This is a genomic window from Corallococcus sp. CA041A, from assembly GCF_003612075.1.
Taxonomy (GTDB): Bacteria; Myxococcota; Myxococcia; order Myxococcales; family Myxococcaceae; genus Corallococcus; species Corallococcus exiguus.
This window is the reverse complement of sequence record NZ_RAWF01000242.1, coordinates 1-15,309: the sequence shown is the minus strand read 5'-3', so window position 1 is coordinate 15,309 and position 15,309 is coordinate 1. Positions and strand designations below refer to the sequence as shown.

Annotated in this window: 9 protein-coding genes; 4 read left to right on the top strand and 5 right to left on the bottom strand. The window is 69.8% G+C overall.

Annotation, left to right across the window (positions count from 1 at the left end):
- Window positions 1-132: 132 nt before the first annotated feature.
- Window positions 133-2,493, top strand: coding sequence for a penicillin-binding protein 1C (gene pbpC, locus D7V77_RS32545; protein WP_120580168.1), 2,361 nt, complete (start codon window positions 133-135; stop codon window positions 2,491-2,493).
- A gap of 3 nt (window positions 2,494-2,496) precedes the next feature.
- On the opposite strand, the gene D7V77_RS32540 is transcribed toward pbpC, so the two are convergent.
- On the bottom strand, window positions 2,497-4,320 hold the full coding sequence (locus D7V77_RS32540) for a CotH kinase family protein (protein WP_120580167.1): 1,824 nt from the start codon (window positions 4,318-4,320) through the stop codon (window positions 2,497-2,499).
- 346 nt (window positions 4,321-4,666) lie between these two features.
- Between D7V77_RS32540 and D7V77_RS32535 the strand changes: the two genes are divergently transcribed.
- A complete protein-coding gene (locus D7V77_RS32535; protein WP_233597370.1) occupies window positions 4,667-5,140 on the top strand; it encodes a hypothetical protein in 474 nt (157 codons plus the stop codon).
- Window positions 5,141-5,185: 45 nt separating this feature from the next.
- Here D7V77_RS32535 and D7V77_RS32530 read toward each other — a convergent pair whose 3' ends face one another.
- Complete coding sequence (locus tag D7V77_RS32530; protein WP_120580166.1) at window positions 5,186-8,773, bottom strand: PD40 domain-containing protein; 3,588 nt, start codon at window positions 8,771-8,773, stop codon at window positions 5,186-5,188.
- Window positions 8,774-8,956: 183 nt separating this feature from the next.
- On the opposite strand from D7V77_RS32530, the gene D7V77_RS32525 reads away from it, so the two are divergent.
- The gene (locus tag D7V77_RS32525) at window positions 8,957-10,408 is read left to right on the top strand and encodes an LVIVD repeat-containing protein (RefSeq protein WP_158624535.1); all 1,452 of its coding nucleotides are present in this window, start codon (window positions 8,957-8,959) and stop codon (window positions 10,406-10,408) included.
- A 15-nt stretch (window positions 10,409-10,423) separates the two neighbouring features.
- Window positions 10,424-11,512: an EAL domain-containing protein gene (locus D7V77_RS32520; RefSeq protein WP_120580164.1), complete on the top strand. Its 1,089-nt coding sequence runs from the start codon at window positions 10,424-10,426 to the stop codon at window positions 11,510-11,512.
- On the opposite strand, the gene D7V77_RS32515 is transcribed toward D7V77_RS32520, so the two are convergent.
- The 3 genes from D7V77_RS32515 to D7V77_RS32505 all read right to left on the bottom strand — a co-directional run bounded on the left by D7V77_RS32515 (window position 11,502) and on the right by D7V77_RS32505 (window position 15,039).
- Window positions 11,502-12,899: a hypothetical protein gene (locus D7V77_RS32515; RefSeq protein ID WP_120580163.1), complete on the bottom strand. Its 1,398-nt coding sequence runs from the start codon at window positions 12,897-12,899 to the stop codon at window positions 11,502-11,504. The two genes, D7V77_RS32520 and D7V77_RS32515, sit on opposite strands and share 11 nt — an antisense overlap.
- A gap of 85 nt (window positions 12,900-12,984) precedes the next feature.
- The gene (locus D7V77_RS32510) at window positions 12,985-14,310 is read right to left on the bottom strand and encodes an NAD(P)/FAD-dependent oxidoreductase (RefSeq protein ID WP_120580162.1); all 1,326 of its coding nucleotides are present in this window, start codon (window positions 14,308-14,310) and stop codon (window positions 12,985-12,987) included.
- Between the two features lie 129 nt (window positions 14,311-14,439).
- Complete coding sequence (locus D7V77_RS32505) at window positions 14,440-15,039, bottom strand: hypothetical protein (protein ID WP_120580161.1); 600 nt, start codon at window positions 15,037-15,039, stop codon at window positions 14,440-14,442.
- Window positions 15,040-15,309 lie beyond the last annotated feature (270 nt).

The window sequence follows — 15,309 nt, the reverse complement described above, 5'->3', positions numbered from 1 at the left end:
TCGGTGCATCCCCTGGGGTAGGCAATGGCCCCGCTTCAGTGCAACCCCACCTGCTGATGCTCGGCCGAGGGCACGACTGCTACCCTCGGCCGCAGTTCATCTTCTCTCGTTTAGGGACACCCCCTAGGCCCCATGCGTCGCGTGCGTCTCAACGTGAGGAAGTGGGTAGGGGTGGCGCTGGCGGGGCTCGTGCTGTTGGGCACGGGCCTCGTGGCGGCCTGGTGGGTGCCGCTGCCGGAGCGGTTGGCGGCGCCTCCCTCGGTGGTGATGGCGTACCGGGACGGGTCGCCCGCGTACGTCTTCCTCGCCCCGGACGAGCGGTGGCGCATCCCCGCGCCGAAGGACCGCATCGACCGGGCCTACGTCCGCGCCCTCCTGGCGCTGGAGGACAAGCGGTTCTTCCAGCACCCGGGCGTGGATCCACTCGCGGCCCTGCGCGCCCTCGGGCTCAACCTGAGCCGGGGGCGGCGGGTGTCGGGAGCCTCCACGTTGACGATGCAGTTGGTGCGCGTGCTGGAGCCCCGTCCCCGCACGTTCACCTCGAAGGTGATTGAGTCGTTCCGCGCCGCCCAGTTGGAGGCGCGGTTGTCCAAGCAGGAGGTGCTGGAGGCGTATCTCCAGTTCGTGCCCTACGGGCGCAACGTGGAGGGCGTGGAGGCGGCGGCGCTCGCGTACTTCGGGCACACCGCCCAGCACCTGAGCCCGGCGGAGATCGCCACGCTGCTGGCGGTGCCGCAGAACCCGAACCGGCGCTTCCCGTCGCCGGAGAACCAGGCGCGGCTGCGTTCGGCCCGGGATGACATTGCCCGGAGGCTCCTGGAGTCCGGAGGGCTGGCCGTGGAGGGCGTCGCGTCCGACACGGTGCTGGCGGAGGTGCGGGCGACGACGGTGCCGGACGTGCTCACGCCATTTCCTCGGGAAGCGCCGCACGCGGCGGTGTGGCTCAAGGCGCAGCGGCCCGGAGAGACGTGGCTGGCGACGACGCTGGACGCGGGCACGCAGCGGTTCGTGGAGCGCACGCTGGGGGAAGCGGCCCGGCGGTTGGATCGGCAGGGCATCCACAATGGCGCGGCGGTGGTGGCGGACCGGGAGACGGGCGAGGTGCGCGCGCTGGTGGGGAACTTCGACTTCTTCGATGCCCAGCACGGCGGGCAGATCATCGGCTTCGCCACGCCGCGCTCGCCGGGGTCGGCGCTCAAGCCGCTGCTGTATGCGCTGGGGATTGATCAGGGTCTGGTGGGCCCGGAGACGCTGGTGCCGGACATCCCGGTGGCCTACGGCGGCTATCAGCCGCGCAACTTCGATGGGCGGTTCCTGGGGCTGGTGCGGATGGAGTCCGCGCTGTCGCAGTCGCTCAACCTGCCGTTCGTGAGGCTGTTGGAGCGGCTGGGCGTGGAGGGCTTCCTGGGTTCACTGCGGCAGGCGGGAGTCACCAGCTTGGATCCACGGCCGGGGCACTACGGCCTGTCCGCGGCGGTGGGCGGCCTGGAGCTGACGCCGCTGGAGCTGACGGGCGTGTACCTGGCGCTGGCGGGAGATGGGCAGGTGCGTCCGCTGCGGGTGCTGGCGCAGGACACGGCGCCGAAGAAGGCCCAGGCGTTGGTGTCGCCGGGAGCGTCGTGGCTGACGCGACAGGCATTGGCGTTGAGGGACCGGCCGGACTTCCCGGAGCGGCGGCGGCTCACAGGACTCCCGGCGCGGGTGCACTGGAAGACGGGCACGAGCTTCGGCAACCGGGATGCGTGGGCGGCGGGTTCGGGTCCGAAGCACACGGCGGTGGTGTGGCTGGGCAACTTCGACCACGCGTCGAGCGTGCACCTGGTGGGAGCGGAGAACGCGGCCCCGCTGCTGTTCGACATCCTGGAAGGCATCGGCCCGCGAGGCACGGCGGTGCAGGAGGAGGACGCCGCGCCGCCGAAGGACCTGGTGAGCGTGGAGGTCTGCGCGTATTCGGGGCACCTGCCCACGGACGCGTGCACGCAGCGCAAGCGGGTGGACGCGGTGCGCACGGCGGTGCCGACGACACCGTGTCCGTACCACCACCGCGTGGAGGTGGACGTGACGACGGGGCTGGCGGTGGGGCCTGGGTGCCGGGACGGGCGCAAGACGGAGTCGCGCGTGTACCTGACCTGGCCGTCCAGCCTGCGGCGGTGGCTCGCGGAGCAGCAGCGTCAGTTGCCTGAACCGCCGCCTCTGGCACCCGGCTGCGTCGCGGGAGGCGAGCGAGACACGCCGACCATCCTCTCGCCGCCGGAAGGGACGGTGGCGCTGCTCATCCCGGGCATGAACACGGAGGAGCAGAAGATCCCCCTGGAGGCGGAGGCCGCGCACGACCGGGAGCTGACGTGGTTCGTGGACGGCGCCGTCCTGGGAACGGCGAAGGCCGCGGAGCGCCTGTGGTGGAAGCCGAGCGTGGGTACGCACGACATCCTCGTCACCGACGACCGCGGCCTCACCGCTCGCCGCACCTTGGTGGTGCGCGAGCGGCAGTAGGGCTCAGCGCACCTCCCAGCCCTCCGCGCCGCGGGCGTAGTGCTTGCCCGCGGGCAGCTCGCCGTAGAACAGCGCGTCCTTCACGCCCACCACCGACGTGCCGTCGAACAGGCCCACCTCGCCCTTGGCGGGGAAGGTGATGCCCAGCGAGGCGGCCGTGAGCCGCACCGTCTGGCCCGGCGCCACCGTCGTGTTGCCCAGCACCGCGCCCATGGGGGCCTTCACGATGGTGGGCGCGTAGTCACCGCCCGCCAGGTTCACCCGCAGGTTCGTGGTCAGCGTCATTCCCTGGAGCGACACGGCCTGCGTGCCGTGGTTGGCCACCTCCACCCAGCCCGCGCGCGGGTCGAACGCCTCCAGCACCAGCGTGGATTGCGCCGCCTTCAGCCGCTTCACCTCCGCCATCACGAACTCGCGGCGCACCTGCACGAAGCGCTTCATGTACGCCTTGCCCGCGCTGAACTTCGCGTAGTCCATGTACGGGTCCTGCTGCATGGACGCGTTGATCAACGCATGGAGCTGGTCGATGTACGGGTTCATCACAGCCGAGGTGAAGACCTCGTCCAGCGCCTTGTCCAGCCGCGCCTCCAGGCGGGAGCGCAGCACGGGGTTCAGCACCACGCGCGTGCCCATGTTGGAGAACGCCGGCAGATAGCCCGGGTAGCTGCCCTGCTCGAACTTGCGCTGCTGGTACATCTTCTCCACCCAGCCATCCAGCAGCGTGAAGCTGAACAGCGGGTGCTTCATGTTCTTCGTGGAGGCGGACTGGTCCGCGACGGTGTTCTCGTGCCACCAGCGCGCGTCGACGTTGTTCAAGTCCCAGGGCACGTAGCGCCAGCGCCCGGTGATGTCGTCGTGCATGAAGTAGCTCTCGGAGTCCTCCACGTAGTTGTTGGACATCAGCGCGTCCAACACCATGGAGCGCACGTAGGACTCGATCTCCAGGTTCTTCTCCAGCGCGGCCACCAGCTGCGGCTCCGGCGTGTGGTTGATGACGTCCAGCACCTCCCACAGCGCGTCGTCGGGCTCGCTCTCGTTCGTCTTCTTCACCCAGTCGCCCTGGTAGGGGACCTTCCACGTCTTGAACTCCGTGTCCTTCCATCCCGCGCGGTAGATGGACGCGTCGTCATCCGGGAACTGCCTCGCCTTGAGGAAGGCCTTGTTGACCTGCTCCACCTCCAGGAACACGCCCTCGTAGTGGCCGTTCACGGAGAGCCGCACGAACGTCGCCTTCGACGCCGGCACCCGCATCGCAGCCAGCAGGTCGTAGGAGATCTTCTCCGCGATCATCGACGCGTCGGCGTACTCGGCGACGAGGTTGAGCGACGTGCGTCCCTCGAACTTGTCCTTGTCCGCGAAGCTGACGTTCCAGCTCTTCTTGTTGAAGAAGCGCGCGGAGGCGCCGCGCAGCCGCACCTTCACCGGGAGCGTCTTGCCGTTCGCCTGGAACGTCGCGTCCTGCTCCTCCGTCCACGGGTCCGTGTTGAACTTCTCCATCGCCTCCGGAGGGATGATCAGCACGTACTCCGGCAGCGCCGTCTGGAGCTTCGGCAGCGTGTAGGGCCGCTCCACCTCCGGAACAGGTTGCGGATCCGTGCCGGCATCCGTGCTCCCGCCATCCACGGGGTCGGTGCCCGCATCCACGGAGCCGCCGTCGGAAGCCCCCGCATCCGGGGTGCCCGAGTCGGGCGAGCCGGAGTCCGGTGTGTTGGGGTCCGTGATGCCGGGGTCGGTCACGGAGGGCTGTGGGTCATCGGGATTCGACGTTCCGGCACCGCATGCGGCCAGCAGCATCGAGAGACTGATCAGGAGTCGTAGGCGCATCATCGTCCTACCGCTGAGCAAGCCCCATGCCTCCCTGCCAGGAAGGCGGAAGGAGCCGCCCGTCGCCTGCAAGGAAGTCCACAGGGGCGACGCATGGGCCCTGGATCACCCAGCGAATGGAAAACTCTTTCCCTCCCCGGAATGCTCGCCTGCCCTCTCCAGGAGCCTCTGCCGGACCGCGTGAGGCCTGCCCGCCTGCCCTCCAGAACAGGGGAGGCAGGCGTCATCGCCCCCTGGGGCGAGCAGCCGGGCAAAGGCCACGGAACGCCGCGCTGTGCACGGACACGACCGCCGGAACTAGCTTTCCTGAGAGCAGGCTGGAGGACGGCCCAAGTCCGTCAAGGGAGCGATGATGGAGTCCTGGAACCAGACCTCGACCGATGCCGTGCGCGCCCACGCGCCTTCCACGATGAACCGGCGCATCGACGCCCATGTGGAGTCGTGTGTCCGCTACATGGCGGAGCAGGGAGACCGCTCGGAGATGAGCCGGTACCTCGAAAAGCTGGAGCACGAATGGGACGTGCACCGCACCCTGGTCGTGGGCGTCCCCGCGCTGGCGCTCGGCGGCCTGCTGCTGGGCCGCAGGTCCGGCCGGGGCTGGCGAGTGCTCGGCGGAATCACCCTGGCCTTGCTCCTCCAGCATGGCCTCACCGGCTTCGGGCCCCTCTCCGTGCTGGTGCGGGGGCTGGGCGTGCGCACCCGCCGGGAGATTGATTTGGAGAAGTTCGCCATCAAGGCCCTGCGCGGGGACTTCGAGCGAATCCCCAACGACGGGGGGCCACTGGCTCGCGCCAACGCCGCCCTCGTCGCCGCGCAGTCCTGACACGGGAGCGCGCTTCCCCGTGAAGTGGGAAGCGCGCCCCTGACCTCAGTGCACCAGGGGCGTGGTGTAGCCGCCGCCCAGTGCCGGCATCAGCGCAGGGCCCGGCGTGGAGGAGCCGGGCTTGCGGTCGCCCCTGGTGTCGAAGAAGCCGTTGAGGCCGGCGACGCCGATGGAGAAGTTCGTCACCCAGCCCTCGTCGGGCATGCCCGCGGCGGCGTTGATGTCGAAGGGCTTCGCGAAGTGCAGGCGCAGCAGCAGGGGCCCCAGCGACAGGTTGAAGCCGACGACGGCGTTGAGCACGCGGTGGTCCCAGAGGTCCCTCGCGCCGTCGCCCACGCCGCCCATGTCCACCGCGGCGATGGCCTCCAGGTCGCTCAGGAAGGCCACCCGGATGATGTCGTTGAGGGGCAGCTGCGCCTCCAGCGTGGAGTAGACGAAGTGCTGGCCCAGGAGCCACCGCTCGTCGCCGAAGTTCACGCCGCGCAGGGTGTCGAAGCTGGACAGGTAGTAGGAGCGCGCGTAGCGGCCGCCCGCCGTGGTGCCCGCGCCCAGGCGCGCGAAGAAGTTGGTGCGGCCGTAGATGGGGAAGTACCGCTCCGCGTCCAGGCGCAGGTTGCCGTACGCCTGCCCGTCGAAGGGCTGCACGCCGGCGGTGGCCTCCAGCAGCACGGAGCTGCCCGCGAGCGGCCCCGTCGCGTAGTGGTACTTGATGCTGTCGTAGCCGACGCGCCCGCTCAGCTCCGTCTGGAAACGGATGTGCTGGTTGTCCGCGCGCCACGCGGACAAGAGCTCCATGTTCGACACGTTGCGCTCTGGGAACGCCAGGTAGAACTCGTTGTAGTCATCCAGGAAGTACTTCGTGCCGCCGATGCTCAGGTCGCCCTGGACGTAGAAGAAGGTGCTGAGCGGGTAGCGCAGGCTGCCCAACGCGCCGAAGTAACGCTCCGACGACACGAAGAACGGCCGCTGCTCCGGCGGCAGGTTGTCGAACGTCTTGTCCACGCGGAAGCGCAGTGACTGGAACAGACCGGCGCCCCACGTGGTGCGCTTCTCGTCGTTGACGTAGAGCAGCAGGCCGTCCGTCAACTCGAAGGAGCCGTACACCGCCAGCGTCAGGACCATCTGGTGGTCGCGAAGCCGGTCGGACGCGGACGCGAACACCTGGCCCACGAAGCCGCCGCCGCCCGCGCCCGCGAAGCCGAAGATGGGCCCCAGCTCGATGTTCTCCCGGGTGAAGGGCCTGTAGGCCTGCGCGTCGGTGAGCGGCTTGAGCGCCATGGGGGAGGGCGGATCCGCCACCGGCTCCTTCGGGCTCTCCAGCGACAGCATGCGCGGCGGGCGCAGCAGGGACGGCTTCCGCTCACCGCTCATGTGGAAGAGCATCCACAGGCCACCGTCGGGGCCGGGGCCCGGCTCGAAGACACCCGTCGTCAGGTCGGTGCGGCGCACGATGCGGCCATCCGCCAGCCGCTCGTGCAGGTCGGAGCTGCTCTTGTTGAAGGCCACGAAGAACACGCGGCCGTCAGGCAGCGCCAGCGGATCCGCCTCGTCGCGGTCCTCGCTGGTGAGGCGCTCGGACTGTCCCACCGGCGCGTCCGGCTTGATGCGGAAGAGGTTGTACTTGCGGTGCGACGTCGCGTCGGACGTGTAGATGATGCCGGACGGGCCCCAGGTGACCTGGCGCTCGGCGAAGACGTCGTCGGTGAGCTTGCGGATCTTCGCGTCCTCGCCCTGCGTGAGGTCCACCAGGTACACGTCGCGCAGGCCCGTGTCGTTGATGCCGATGAACGCGACGTAGCGGCCGTCCGGAGAGAAGGCCGGCGAGTAGATGGCCAGCACGCCCTGCTTGTCGACGCGGTACGCGCGCCGGTCGCCCGTCTCCAGCGTCACGTTGAGGCCCACCTCCGTGCCAATGCCCGTGCGCACGGCCGACCGGCGCACCAGCACGTCCGTGGCCCGCTTCTCGGAGGTGTGCACGTAGTCCTGCACGTACAGCACGTCGCGTCCGGTGCGCTCCGCCACGAACGCGAGCTTGTCCTTGGTCAGCGCGAAGTTGCGGCCGGACACCGGGTGCAGGGACTCCACGCCCGGCACGCCGTCGCCCACCACCTTCACCGTCTTGCCCGGCGTGCGCGGATCCGTGAGGTACAGCCGGCTCTCGCCCGTCTCCGGAATGATGGTGCGCAGCGCCAGCACGTTGCCGTCCGGGCCGCTGGCCATCGCCGTCACGATTCCCGGCGTCTCGCCTATCGAGTCCAGCGCGGGCGCCGTCTGCGACGAGTCCAGGTACGTCTTGAACGCCCGGCGCTTGAGCCAGTTCTCGAACCGCGCGGAGATGCGCTTGGGATCATCCCCCGTCAGCCGCTCCAGCAACTCCTCGAACTTGAGCGACGGGGAATCGCGCGAGCCGCCCACCAGCCGGGGTGCCTCCTCCAGGAGCCGCTGGGTGATGCCCGCGCCGTACTCGTCCTCCAGGAACGCCACGCGCGCCTGACCGACCTTGTAGATCCACAGGTAGCCGTACGGCCCGGGGGAGAAGAAGTCGAGGAAGGCATAGCCCTTCATCAGGTCCGGGTTCACCAGCAGGTCCCGCACCATCATCTCGGCTTCGGGGTCCAGGCCGCGCTTGGCGTAGAACTCCGCCAGACCTTCGATGAACCACAGCGGATAGCCACCCAGCGGATCGCCGAACGTCTTGGCCTGCTCGGCCACGGTGCGCACCTTCTGGATGGTGAACTGGTGCGCCAGTTCGTGCGTGCTGACCTCCTCGAAGAGGTGGTGGTCGCCCAGGTACGGCAGCGACAGCTTCAGGTCCTCCGTGGAGGTGACGCCCAGCGTGCCCTCGGAGACCGCGAACACGTTCGTCTGCAGGAACTCCGCGTAGCTGCTGTAGAGGATGTACGGGAACGTCTCCGTGGGGACGTACTTGAACTGATCCACCAGGTACCGGTACGCCTCCTCGACGATGGGCGCGGCCCGCTCGGCCACTTCGCGCTCGCGCTCGTAGAAGTAGAAGCGCACGCCGCCCGTCTTCGCGCCCAGGTCCTTTGCGTAGGTGTACTTGAAGCCGCCGTCCGTGCCGCCTCCCAGCATCAGCGGCGCGCCGGAGAACACCGCGCCGCCGTCCTCGCTGGTGACGCCCGCGAGCGTGCCCGCGTCGCCCACCGTGCCGCCGTCCACCAGCGCCACCACGCCCGGGGGCGGGATTCCGCCGTCGGGAAGGCCCGTGACGGTCGGAGGGATGCCGGCGTCGGACGCGCCCATGTCGAGCGCGATGCCATCGGTCGGGGGCATCCGATCACCCGGCGGTGCCATGGTCACGTTGCCGGAAGGGGTGACCTCCGGGCCGCCCGGCGGAGACTGCGGGTCGCCCGTCTGGGGCGACGTGGTGGGCGCCTGCGGATTGGCGCCGCCCTGCGTGCCGGGAGGATTCTCATGCGCGGTGTGGTCCGCGGGCTTCGCCAGGCCGGTGGCGGCGGGGCCCACGAGGATGTCGATATGCCGCCACTCGAACTCGAAGCTGTTCACGGGCGTCTTCCCCGCGCGGCGGGGAACGACGAAGACCTGGGCCAGCGCGAGCTCCGGCAGGAGCAGGGCCAGCAGCACGGCGATGACGTGCGGACGGGGGTTCAAAAAGCACCTCGGTACGGCGAGGAGACAGGCTATCAGGGGCCTGGCGGAAGGCTCCCTCTCCCACCGGAAACGCACAAGCGGTCCTTTTGTTTCTTTGCGTTGCGGTGGACGTCCCGGCGCTTCTCCCTCTATGCACGCCGTGGGACTTGGCGGCGGTCGGGATGGCCCGGTATGGAGGAGGGAATGAATCGTCTCTCTCTCGTCGCCGCTACCGCGCTCCTCGCCTTCGGTTGTGGCAAGGACAGTTCCGATAACAAGGCTGAGTGTCAGCTTGAAGCCATCGACCTGACCGGTTGTGACAGGTCGACGTTGGGTGCCGTTCAGGCGGAAGGCGTGTGGAACGTCAACGTCGACCTGAATGACGGCTACTCGGGCCCTTCGTCCATCCGGTTCTCGCCCGGGGAGCCGCTCCTCGTCGGCCTGGCGATGACGACGAAGCAAGTCACTCCGGACACCTTCTTCCTGGCCAGCGACGTGGCGGGCAGCACGGCCGGCTCGACGGTGCGCTACGCGTTCGCCGGCTGCAAGGCCTCCGGGCCGGGCGAGGTGCTGGGGGTGGTGCGCGTGTGCGGCAACGGCGCGACGGTGAGCCAGGGCACCTTCACCGCCAGGCGCGTCGTGCGTCGCGAGGGCGAGGCCGAGTCCGACCGCGTGGCGCTGTTGGGCCAGGGCGTGCTGCCCCGCGGCGCCGCCAACGGCGTGGCGGTCGCGGACGGTTACGCCTACGTCATCGCGGGCAGCGAGGGCCTGTTCGTCTACAACGTGAAGGATCCCGCGAACCCGACGCTGGTGTCCGAGCAGAAGATTCCCTCGGAGACGTTCACCAACGCGCTCGTCAACGGCACGACGCTCTACCTGGGCACCTACGCGAAGGGCATCCGCATCTGCAGCCTCGCCAACCCGGAGGTCCCCACCTGCGACAAGACGGTGCTGGGGGACCTGACGGTGCGCGTGGACGGCCTGGCGAAGGCCGGCAACCTGCTCTACGTGGCGTCGCCCCTGCCCAAGTCGGACATCATCATCCTGGACGTGACCCAGCCGTCCGCGCCGACCCTCGTGGTGCGCTACACGGTGGAGGGCTCCTCGCCCGACCTGAGCGAGTACCCCTATGCCCTGGCGGTGCAGGACAACCGCCTGTACGTGAGCAACTGGAGCTACGGCATCACGGTGACGGACCTCGCGCCCCTGGCGACGACGGCGAAGTTGCCCAAGATCCTGGGCCGCTTCGGCGGGCCCTCCACCAGCGCCCTGGCGGTGGGCAAGCTGGGGGACACCGCGGTCGTCTACCAGGGCTCGGACGCGTGGGGCTCCTCCATCCTGGCGTTGGATGCCACGAACCCGGAGGCCATCGTGCAGCGCGGTGAGTTGCCGCTGCGGCTCGAGGCGACGCTGGGCGGCATGACCCTGTCGGGCACCACGCTCTACGTGGCCAACTACCAGGACGGCCTGCGGGTGTACGACGTGTCCACGCTGGGGACGCCGAAGGCCGCCGGGTACTTCAACACCTGGAACGAGACCGACGCGGGCCGTGGCAAGAGCTACTTCGACGGCCTGCAGGGCGTTCATGTCGCGGACGGGCTGGTGTATGGGTGGGACACGACGCGCGGGCTGCTCATCTTCCGCCACACCCCGTGACGCCAAGGCTGTGTCATGACCCCGTTGAACGGATGTGGACGCTGCCAGACCCTGCCCGAGACGCCGGACGTACCGGGGCGTCTCTTCCTGTGGCCGCCGCTGGGCCACAGCCTGGGCAAGCTGGTGGCGCACCTGCGTGATTCGGGGGACACCTTCCAGCTGCGCACCGACGTCCAGTGTGTCGTGGTGGGGATGAGGCAGGGCGGCCTGCGGAAGCTCTCCGCGAGCCTCCCCAACGTGCTGACGGCGGAGGAGGTGCGGGGCACGCGCGCCCTCTTCGTCGAGGGCGACGGCGAGCCCGGCATGGCGGACTTCCCGCGCGTGGACTCACTGCAGCGGCTCACCACGCTGCATCAGTCCGGGTGGCTGGTGGACATGCTGGCGGAGTCGCGGCTCACCACGTTCTTCCAGCCCATCGTGCACGCGCAGGACACCTCGCGCGTCTTCGCGCACGAGGCGCTGTTGCGAGGCCGCGACCGCGACGGGGCGCTGGTTCCCCCGAACCGGCTGTTCGACACGGCGCGCGAGGCGGACCTGTTGTTCCAGCTGGACCTGGCCGCGCGGACCACGGCCATCCGCGAGGCGGTGCGGCACCAGTTGAGCACGCACCTGTTCATCAACTTCACGCCCACGGCCATCTACGATCCGGCCTACTGCCTGCGCTCCACGGTGGCGGCCATCCGCGAGTCGGGCATCCCGGAGTCGCACGTCGTCTTCGAGATCATCGAATCCGACCGGGCCGCGAACGCGGCGCACCTGCGCGCCATCGTGGATTTCTATCGGGCGGCGGGCTTCAAGGTGGCGCTGGACGACCTGGGCGCGGGCTACTCGTCGCTGAACCTCATCCACCAGCTCCGGCCGGAGTTCATGAAGCTGGACATGGAGCTGGTGCGGGGCGTCCACGCGGATCCCTACAAGGCGTCCATCGTGCAGAAGCTGCTGGAGATCGCCCGGCAGCTCGGCATCCAGACGGTGGCCGAGGGCATCGAGACGCCCGAGGAGCTGTCCTGGGTGCGCCGGCACGGGGTGGACTTCGTGCAGGGCTATCTCATCGCGAAGCCCGCGGGCGCACCGGCGAGCACCACCCCGCGCATCACGGATTGAGCAGCGAGTTGGACGTGCCCGAGCGCTCCAGGCTCGCGGCGCGCGCCAGCCGCAGGTCATCGCCCGCGCTCTGCAGGGCGATGCGCGCGGCGTAGCTGTCCCGGCGGTTGGCGGCATCCCGGGCGTAGGCGATCTGCGCGCGGATGCGTTCGGCCTGGACCACGACGCCACCCTGCCCGAAGGCCGCGGCGCTCTGACGAACGACGGAGAAATCCTCGTCGGCGATGTCCAGGGCGTTGTCCACGTTCATCTCGCCCTGCTCCAGCGCCTGATCCGCCGCGAGCATCCACTGGCCGCCGGATTGGATCCGCGCCAGCCGTTGCTGCCGGGCACGCTCGGCCTCGTAGGCGCGCTGCTCATGCGTGTCCACCTGGGTCTGCACGGACTGGGTGCGCTCGGTGGCGCGCGTGTCGCGAGCTTCCATCTCCTGCTCCAGGTCCGCGATGCGCTGGCGCAGACGCGTCACTTCCTCATTGGCAGCGGCGGCCTGCTGCGTCTGGGCCTGCCCCTGCGCGCCCTGAGGCGCTTGCGTTGTTTGAACCGGCGTCTGGGTTTGCCCCTGTACCCCCTGGGGAGCCTGCGTCGTCTGATCCGAGGGCGTCTGGGCCGGTGCGGTCGTGTCAGACGGAGCGGCGGCGCCAGTTCCCGCCGTGCCCGCCCCACCCGTCGCGGCGGATCCGGTCCCCGTCGTGCCGGCAGCACCCGCGCCGCCCGTCGCGGTCCCCGGCTCCTGCACCGTCACGCTTGACGTATCCAGCGGTGCCTCGCTCGTGCCTTCCGGAGCGACGTTGCTCTGAGGGGCCGAGGAGGCCGCACCCGTGTCGTAGGCGCCGCCGAAGCCAGGGGCATTCGTCTCAGTGGGACCGGAGGCTGGCGCAGTCCCCGCGGCACCCGAGCCCGTCGCGGGCTGCCCCGAGGTGGTTCCACCCGTGGTCGGAGTCGTCCCCGCCGCCCCCGGACCCGTGGCGGGCTGTTCCGTGGGGCTCCCCGCGGCTCCAGCGCCTCCCGTGCCCGTCTGGGGCTGCGCCGCCTCCGTCTCCGTCGCCTCATTCGACGCGGGCTCCTGCTCGAAGACCGTGGGGACGGGCGGCGGCACATACCTCTGGGACTGCTGGACCGCGACATCGCCCGAAGTGACCGGCGGGTTGCCATCGGACATCAGGGGCGTCAGCGAGTAATAGCTGCCTTCGGTCGGATCCGACGGGGCCTGGATGACATAGCCCTGCGGAGGCCGCGCACCGTTCCGGTCCTCATTGGCCTGCTCATAGGCATCCTGTAGGGCCGCGGCGGCGGGGTCCCTCACGGACGGATCCTCTGGAGGCAACGGCTCCGGGTCGTACGCCTGACCCATGCTCAATCCCGCGACGATGGCGATCCAGAGGCGCATGCCCTGAAGATGTCCACGCGCGAACGCATCCACATCAGCGCCAGCGCCCCTCCGCCCGCTCCTCCGCCAGGAGGGCGGAAAGGGCTCAAGCCTTCGAGCGCCGGGCCAACAGCTCGTCCGCCGCACGCCGTCCCGTCTCGAGCGCGCCATGCACGGTGCCTTCATCTCCGCCCACGTGCGTGGCCTCACCAGCGAAGAAGAGCGTCCGCCCCACGGGCCTCGCGAGTGTCTCGACGGCGTCCATCGCGCCCGAGGGAATGACCGCGTAGCCCCCGCGCGTGTACGGCTCCGCCTGCCAGTCCTGTACGCGCCACGCTTCCAGCCGCGCGTGCAGCTCCCGCACGGGGAGATGGAAGAGCAGGGACAGCCCTTGGAGTGCGCGTCCCAGCACCACCTTCTCGCTCGAGCGGGACAGCGAGGCGGCGGTAGGGCCTCCACTCCAGCCCACCAGGTGCCGCGTGCGTCGATGGGGCGACAGCGTCCACCACGTGGAGAACGCGGAGGCGGGCGCGTGGAAGAAGCCAAAGCGCGAGGTGTCCTCCTGCTCCCGCCAGAACGCCGTGCGGAAGCGCAGCAGGACCTTCACCAGGGAGCCCATCGCCAACCGGTTCCAGGCGCGCTCCTGCTCACGCACGCGAGGCACGAAGCGCACGGCCCCCGGAGCGGGCGGCTTCGCCTGCAACACACCCACGGGAAGCGTCACCACCGCATGCTTCCCCTGGAACGTCCCGAGCGGAGTGCCCTGCCTCGTCCGGGCCCGCACGAGGACCGAGCCCGGTCTCCAGCGCACCTCCTCGGCCACGGCGTTGAGGAACAGCGTGTCCGGCTTCGCGAACAGCTTCTCGGCCATCGCGTGCGGCACGCGGTCATACCCCTCCAGCACGCGCGACGGCGTCGTGCCCCCGGCTGCGTCAGCGGTCCGCTCCATCCGCGAGATGGCGAGCGTGCTCGCGACGCACGGATCCGCCGCGTAGAAGCCCCGGACGTACGAGCGCGCCATCGCGCACACGACGGGCGGCCACCGGTGGATGCGCGCCTGCTCCGCCACCCACGCTGCCATGGGCCGGTCCGGTCCCTGCGCGGACATCAGGGGCTCCTGGAACGCGAAGGCGTCGTCCCCGTCACCCAGCTTCCCACGCCACAGGAGCGCATGCGTGTCGTTGCATGGGCTTACCGTCAGCCCCGCCCGGTGGATGCGCCTCAGCAATCCAGCGGGCCTGCCATGGACGAACTCGGCGCCCAGCTCCAGGGGCACGTCCGCCACCGTGTCCCGGAGCGTCGCCACGCGGCCGCCCACGCGGTCTCGGGCCTCCAGCACGATGACCCGCAGGCCCTGGCTCATCAATCGTTCAGCCGCGGCGAGCCCCGCGGCACCGGCCCCCAGGATGACGACATCCGCCTTGTGATCCATGCCGCTCCTGCTTCCGCGGCGCGGAAGCGCCCATCATGGAAAGACGCCCGCGGCCCACCGACGAACGGGGGCCGCGAGCCGGGGCTCCCCTCCCAGTCGGGAGAGGAACAGGGGAGGGGAGTGGCGCTGCTAGTAGGTCTTCGGCGAGCTGCTGGAACCCGTGTTGGAGCCCGTGTCCGGGTTCATCGTGGAGTCGTTGCCGGTGCCCTGGTTCTTGTCATCCATGCCCGAGCCGCCCGTGCCCTCGTTGATGGACGAGTCCGGCGCCATCGGGTCGGAGCCCGAGCCGCCCGTGCCCGAGCTCGGCGAGATGCTGGTCGCCATGTTCTTCTCGTCCTTCACCTGGAAGCTGGCGCGGATCTCCTGGCCCTCCTTCAGGCTCTTGGCGTTCTTCATGCTCGGGTCGGTGAACTGCGTCTTGCTGTCGATATCCAGGGGCACCACCGCGCCGCTGGTGCTGCTGACGTAGACCTTCTTGCTCTCGCTCTTGACGACCTTGCCCGTCAGCTCGTTCGCGCCTGTCATGCTCGACGAGCCCGTCGAGTGCGCCGCGGACGACCCCGAGCCGCCCATGGCGTCCGAGCTGCCCGTGCTCCCGGAGGAGCCCTGCATGCTGCCGGACGACGTCGACGGCTGCTGCGCGCCCTGCTGCGTCGTGCTGTCCTGGGCAAAGGCCACACCCGAACCCAGCAGCGCCACGGACGCGAAAACCCCAATGAGCTTCTTCATGGAATCTCTCCCGGATGATGTGTGAGTGGGACGGGGCGGCACCCACGGGGCCCCCCGCTGGGAAAAAGCTAGGGGTGGTGGGCGCGGGAGACAGGCCGGAGGGGGAAGACCGCGTGCGTGCCCGTTCGCTCTCCGGCCCGTGGGGCGTGGCCCGGAACCGACAACCGGCGCTCCAGCCGCCGGGTGGGGTGCTTGAAGCCGATTCCGGATTCACCTAGCGTGCTGGGGAAAGAGCGGAGGCTGGCCTCACGGCTGCCCCTGCCAGGAGAC

Excerpts from the sequence above, each read along its gene's own strand:
- pbpC (WP_120580168.1), top strand. The coding sequence starts at position 133 with ATGCGTCGCGTGCGTCTCAACGTGAGGAAGTGGGTAGGGGTGGCGCTG.
- D7V77_RS32540 (WP_120580167.1), bottom strand. The coding sequence starts at position 4,320 with ATGATGCGCCTACGACTCCTGATCAGTCTCTCGATGCTGCTGGCCGCA.
- D7V77_RS32535 (WP_233597370.1), top strand. The coding sequence starts at position 4,667 with ATGATGGAGTCCTGGAACCAGACCTCGACCGATGCCGTGCGCGCCCAC.
- D7V77_RS32525 (WP_158624535.1), top strand. The coding sequence starts at position 8,957 with ATGAATCGTCTCTCTCTCGTCGCCGCTACCGCGCTCCTCGCCTTCGGT.
- D7V77_RS32520 (WP_120580164.1), top strand. The coding sequence starts at position 10,424 with ATGACCCCGTTGAACGGATGTGGACGCTGCCAGACCCTGCCCGAGACG.
- D7V77_RS32515 (WP_120580163.1), bottom strand. The coding sequence starts at position 12,899 with ATGCGCCTCTGGATCGCCATCGTCGCGGGATTGAGCATGGGTCAGGCG.
- D7V77_RS32510 (WP_120580162.1), bottom strand. The coding sequence starts at position 14,310 with ATGGATCACAAGGCGGATGTCGTCATCCTGGGGGCCGGTGCCGCGGGG.
- D7V77_RS32505 (WP_120580161.1), bottom strand. The coding sequence starts at position 15,039 with ATGAAGAAGCTCATTGGGGTTTTCGCGTCCGTGGCGCTGCTGGGTTCG.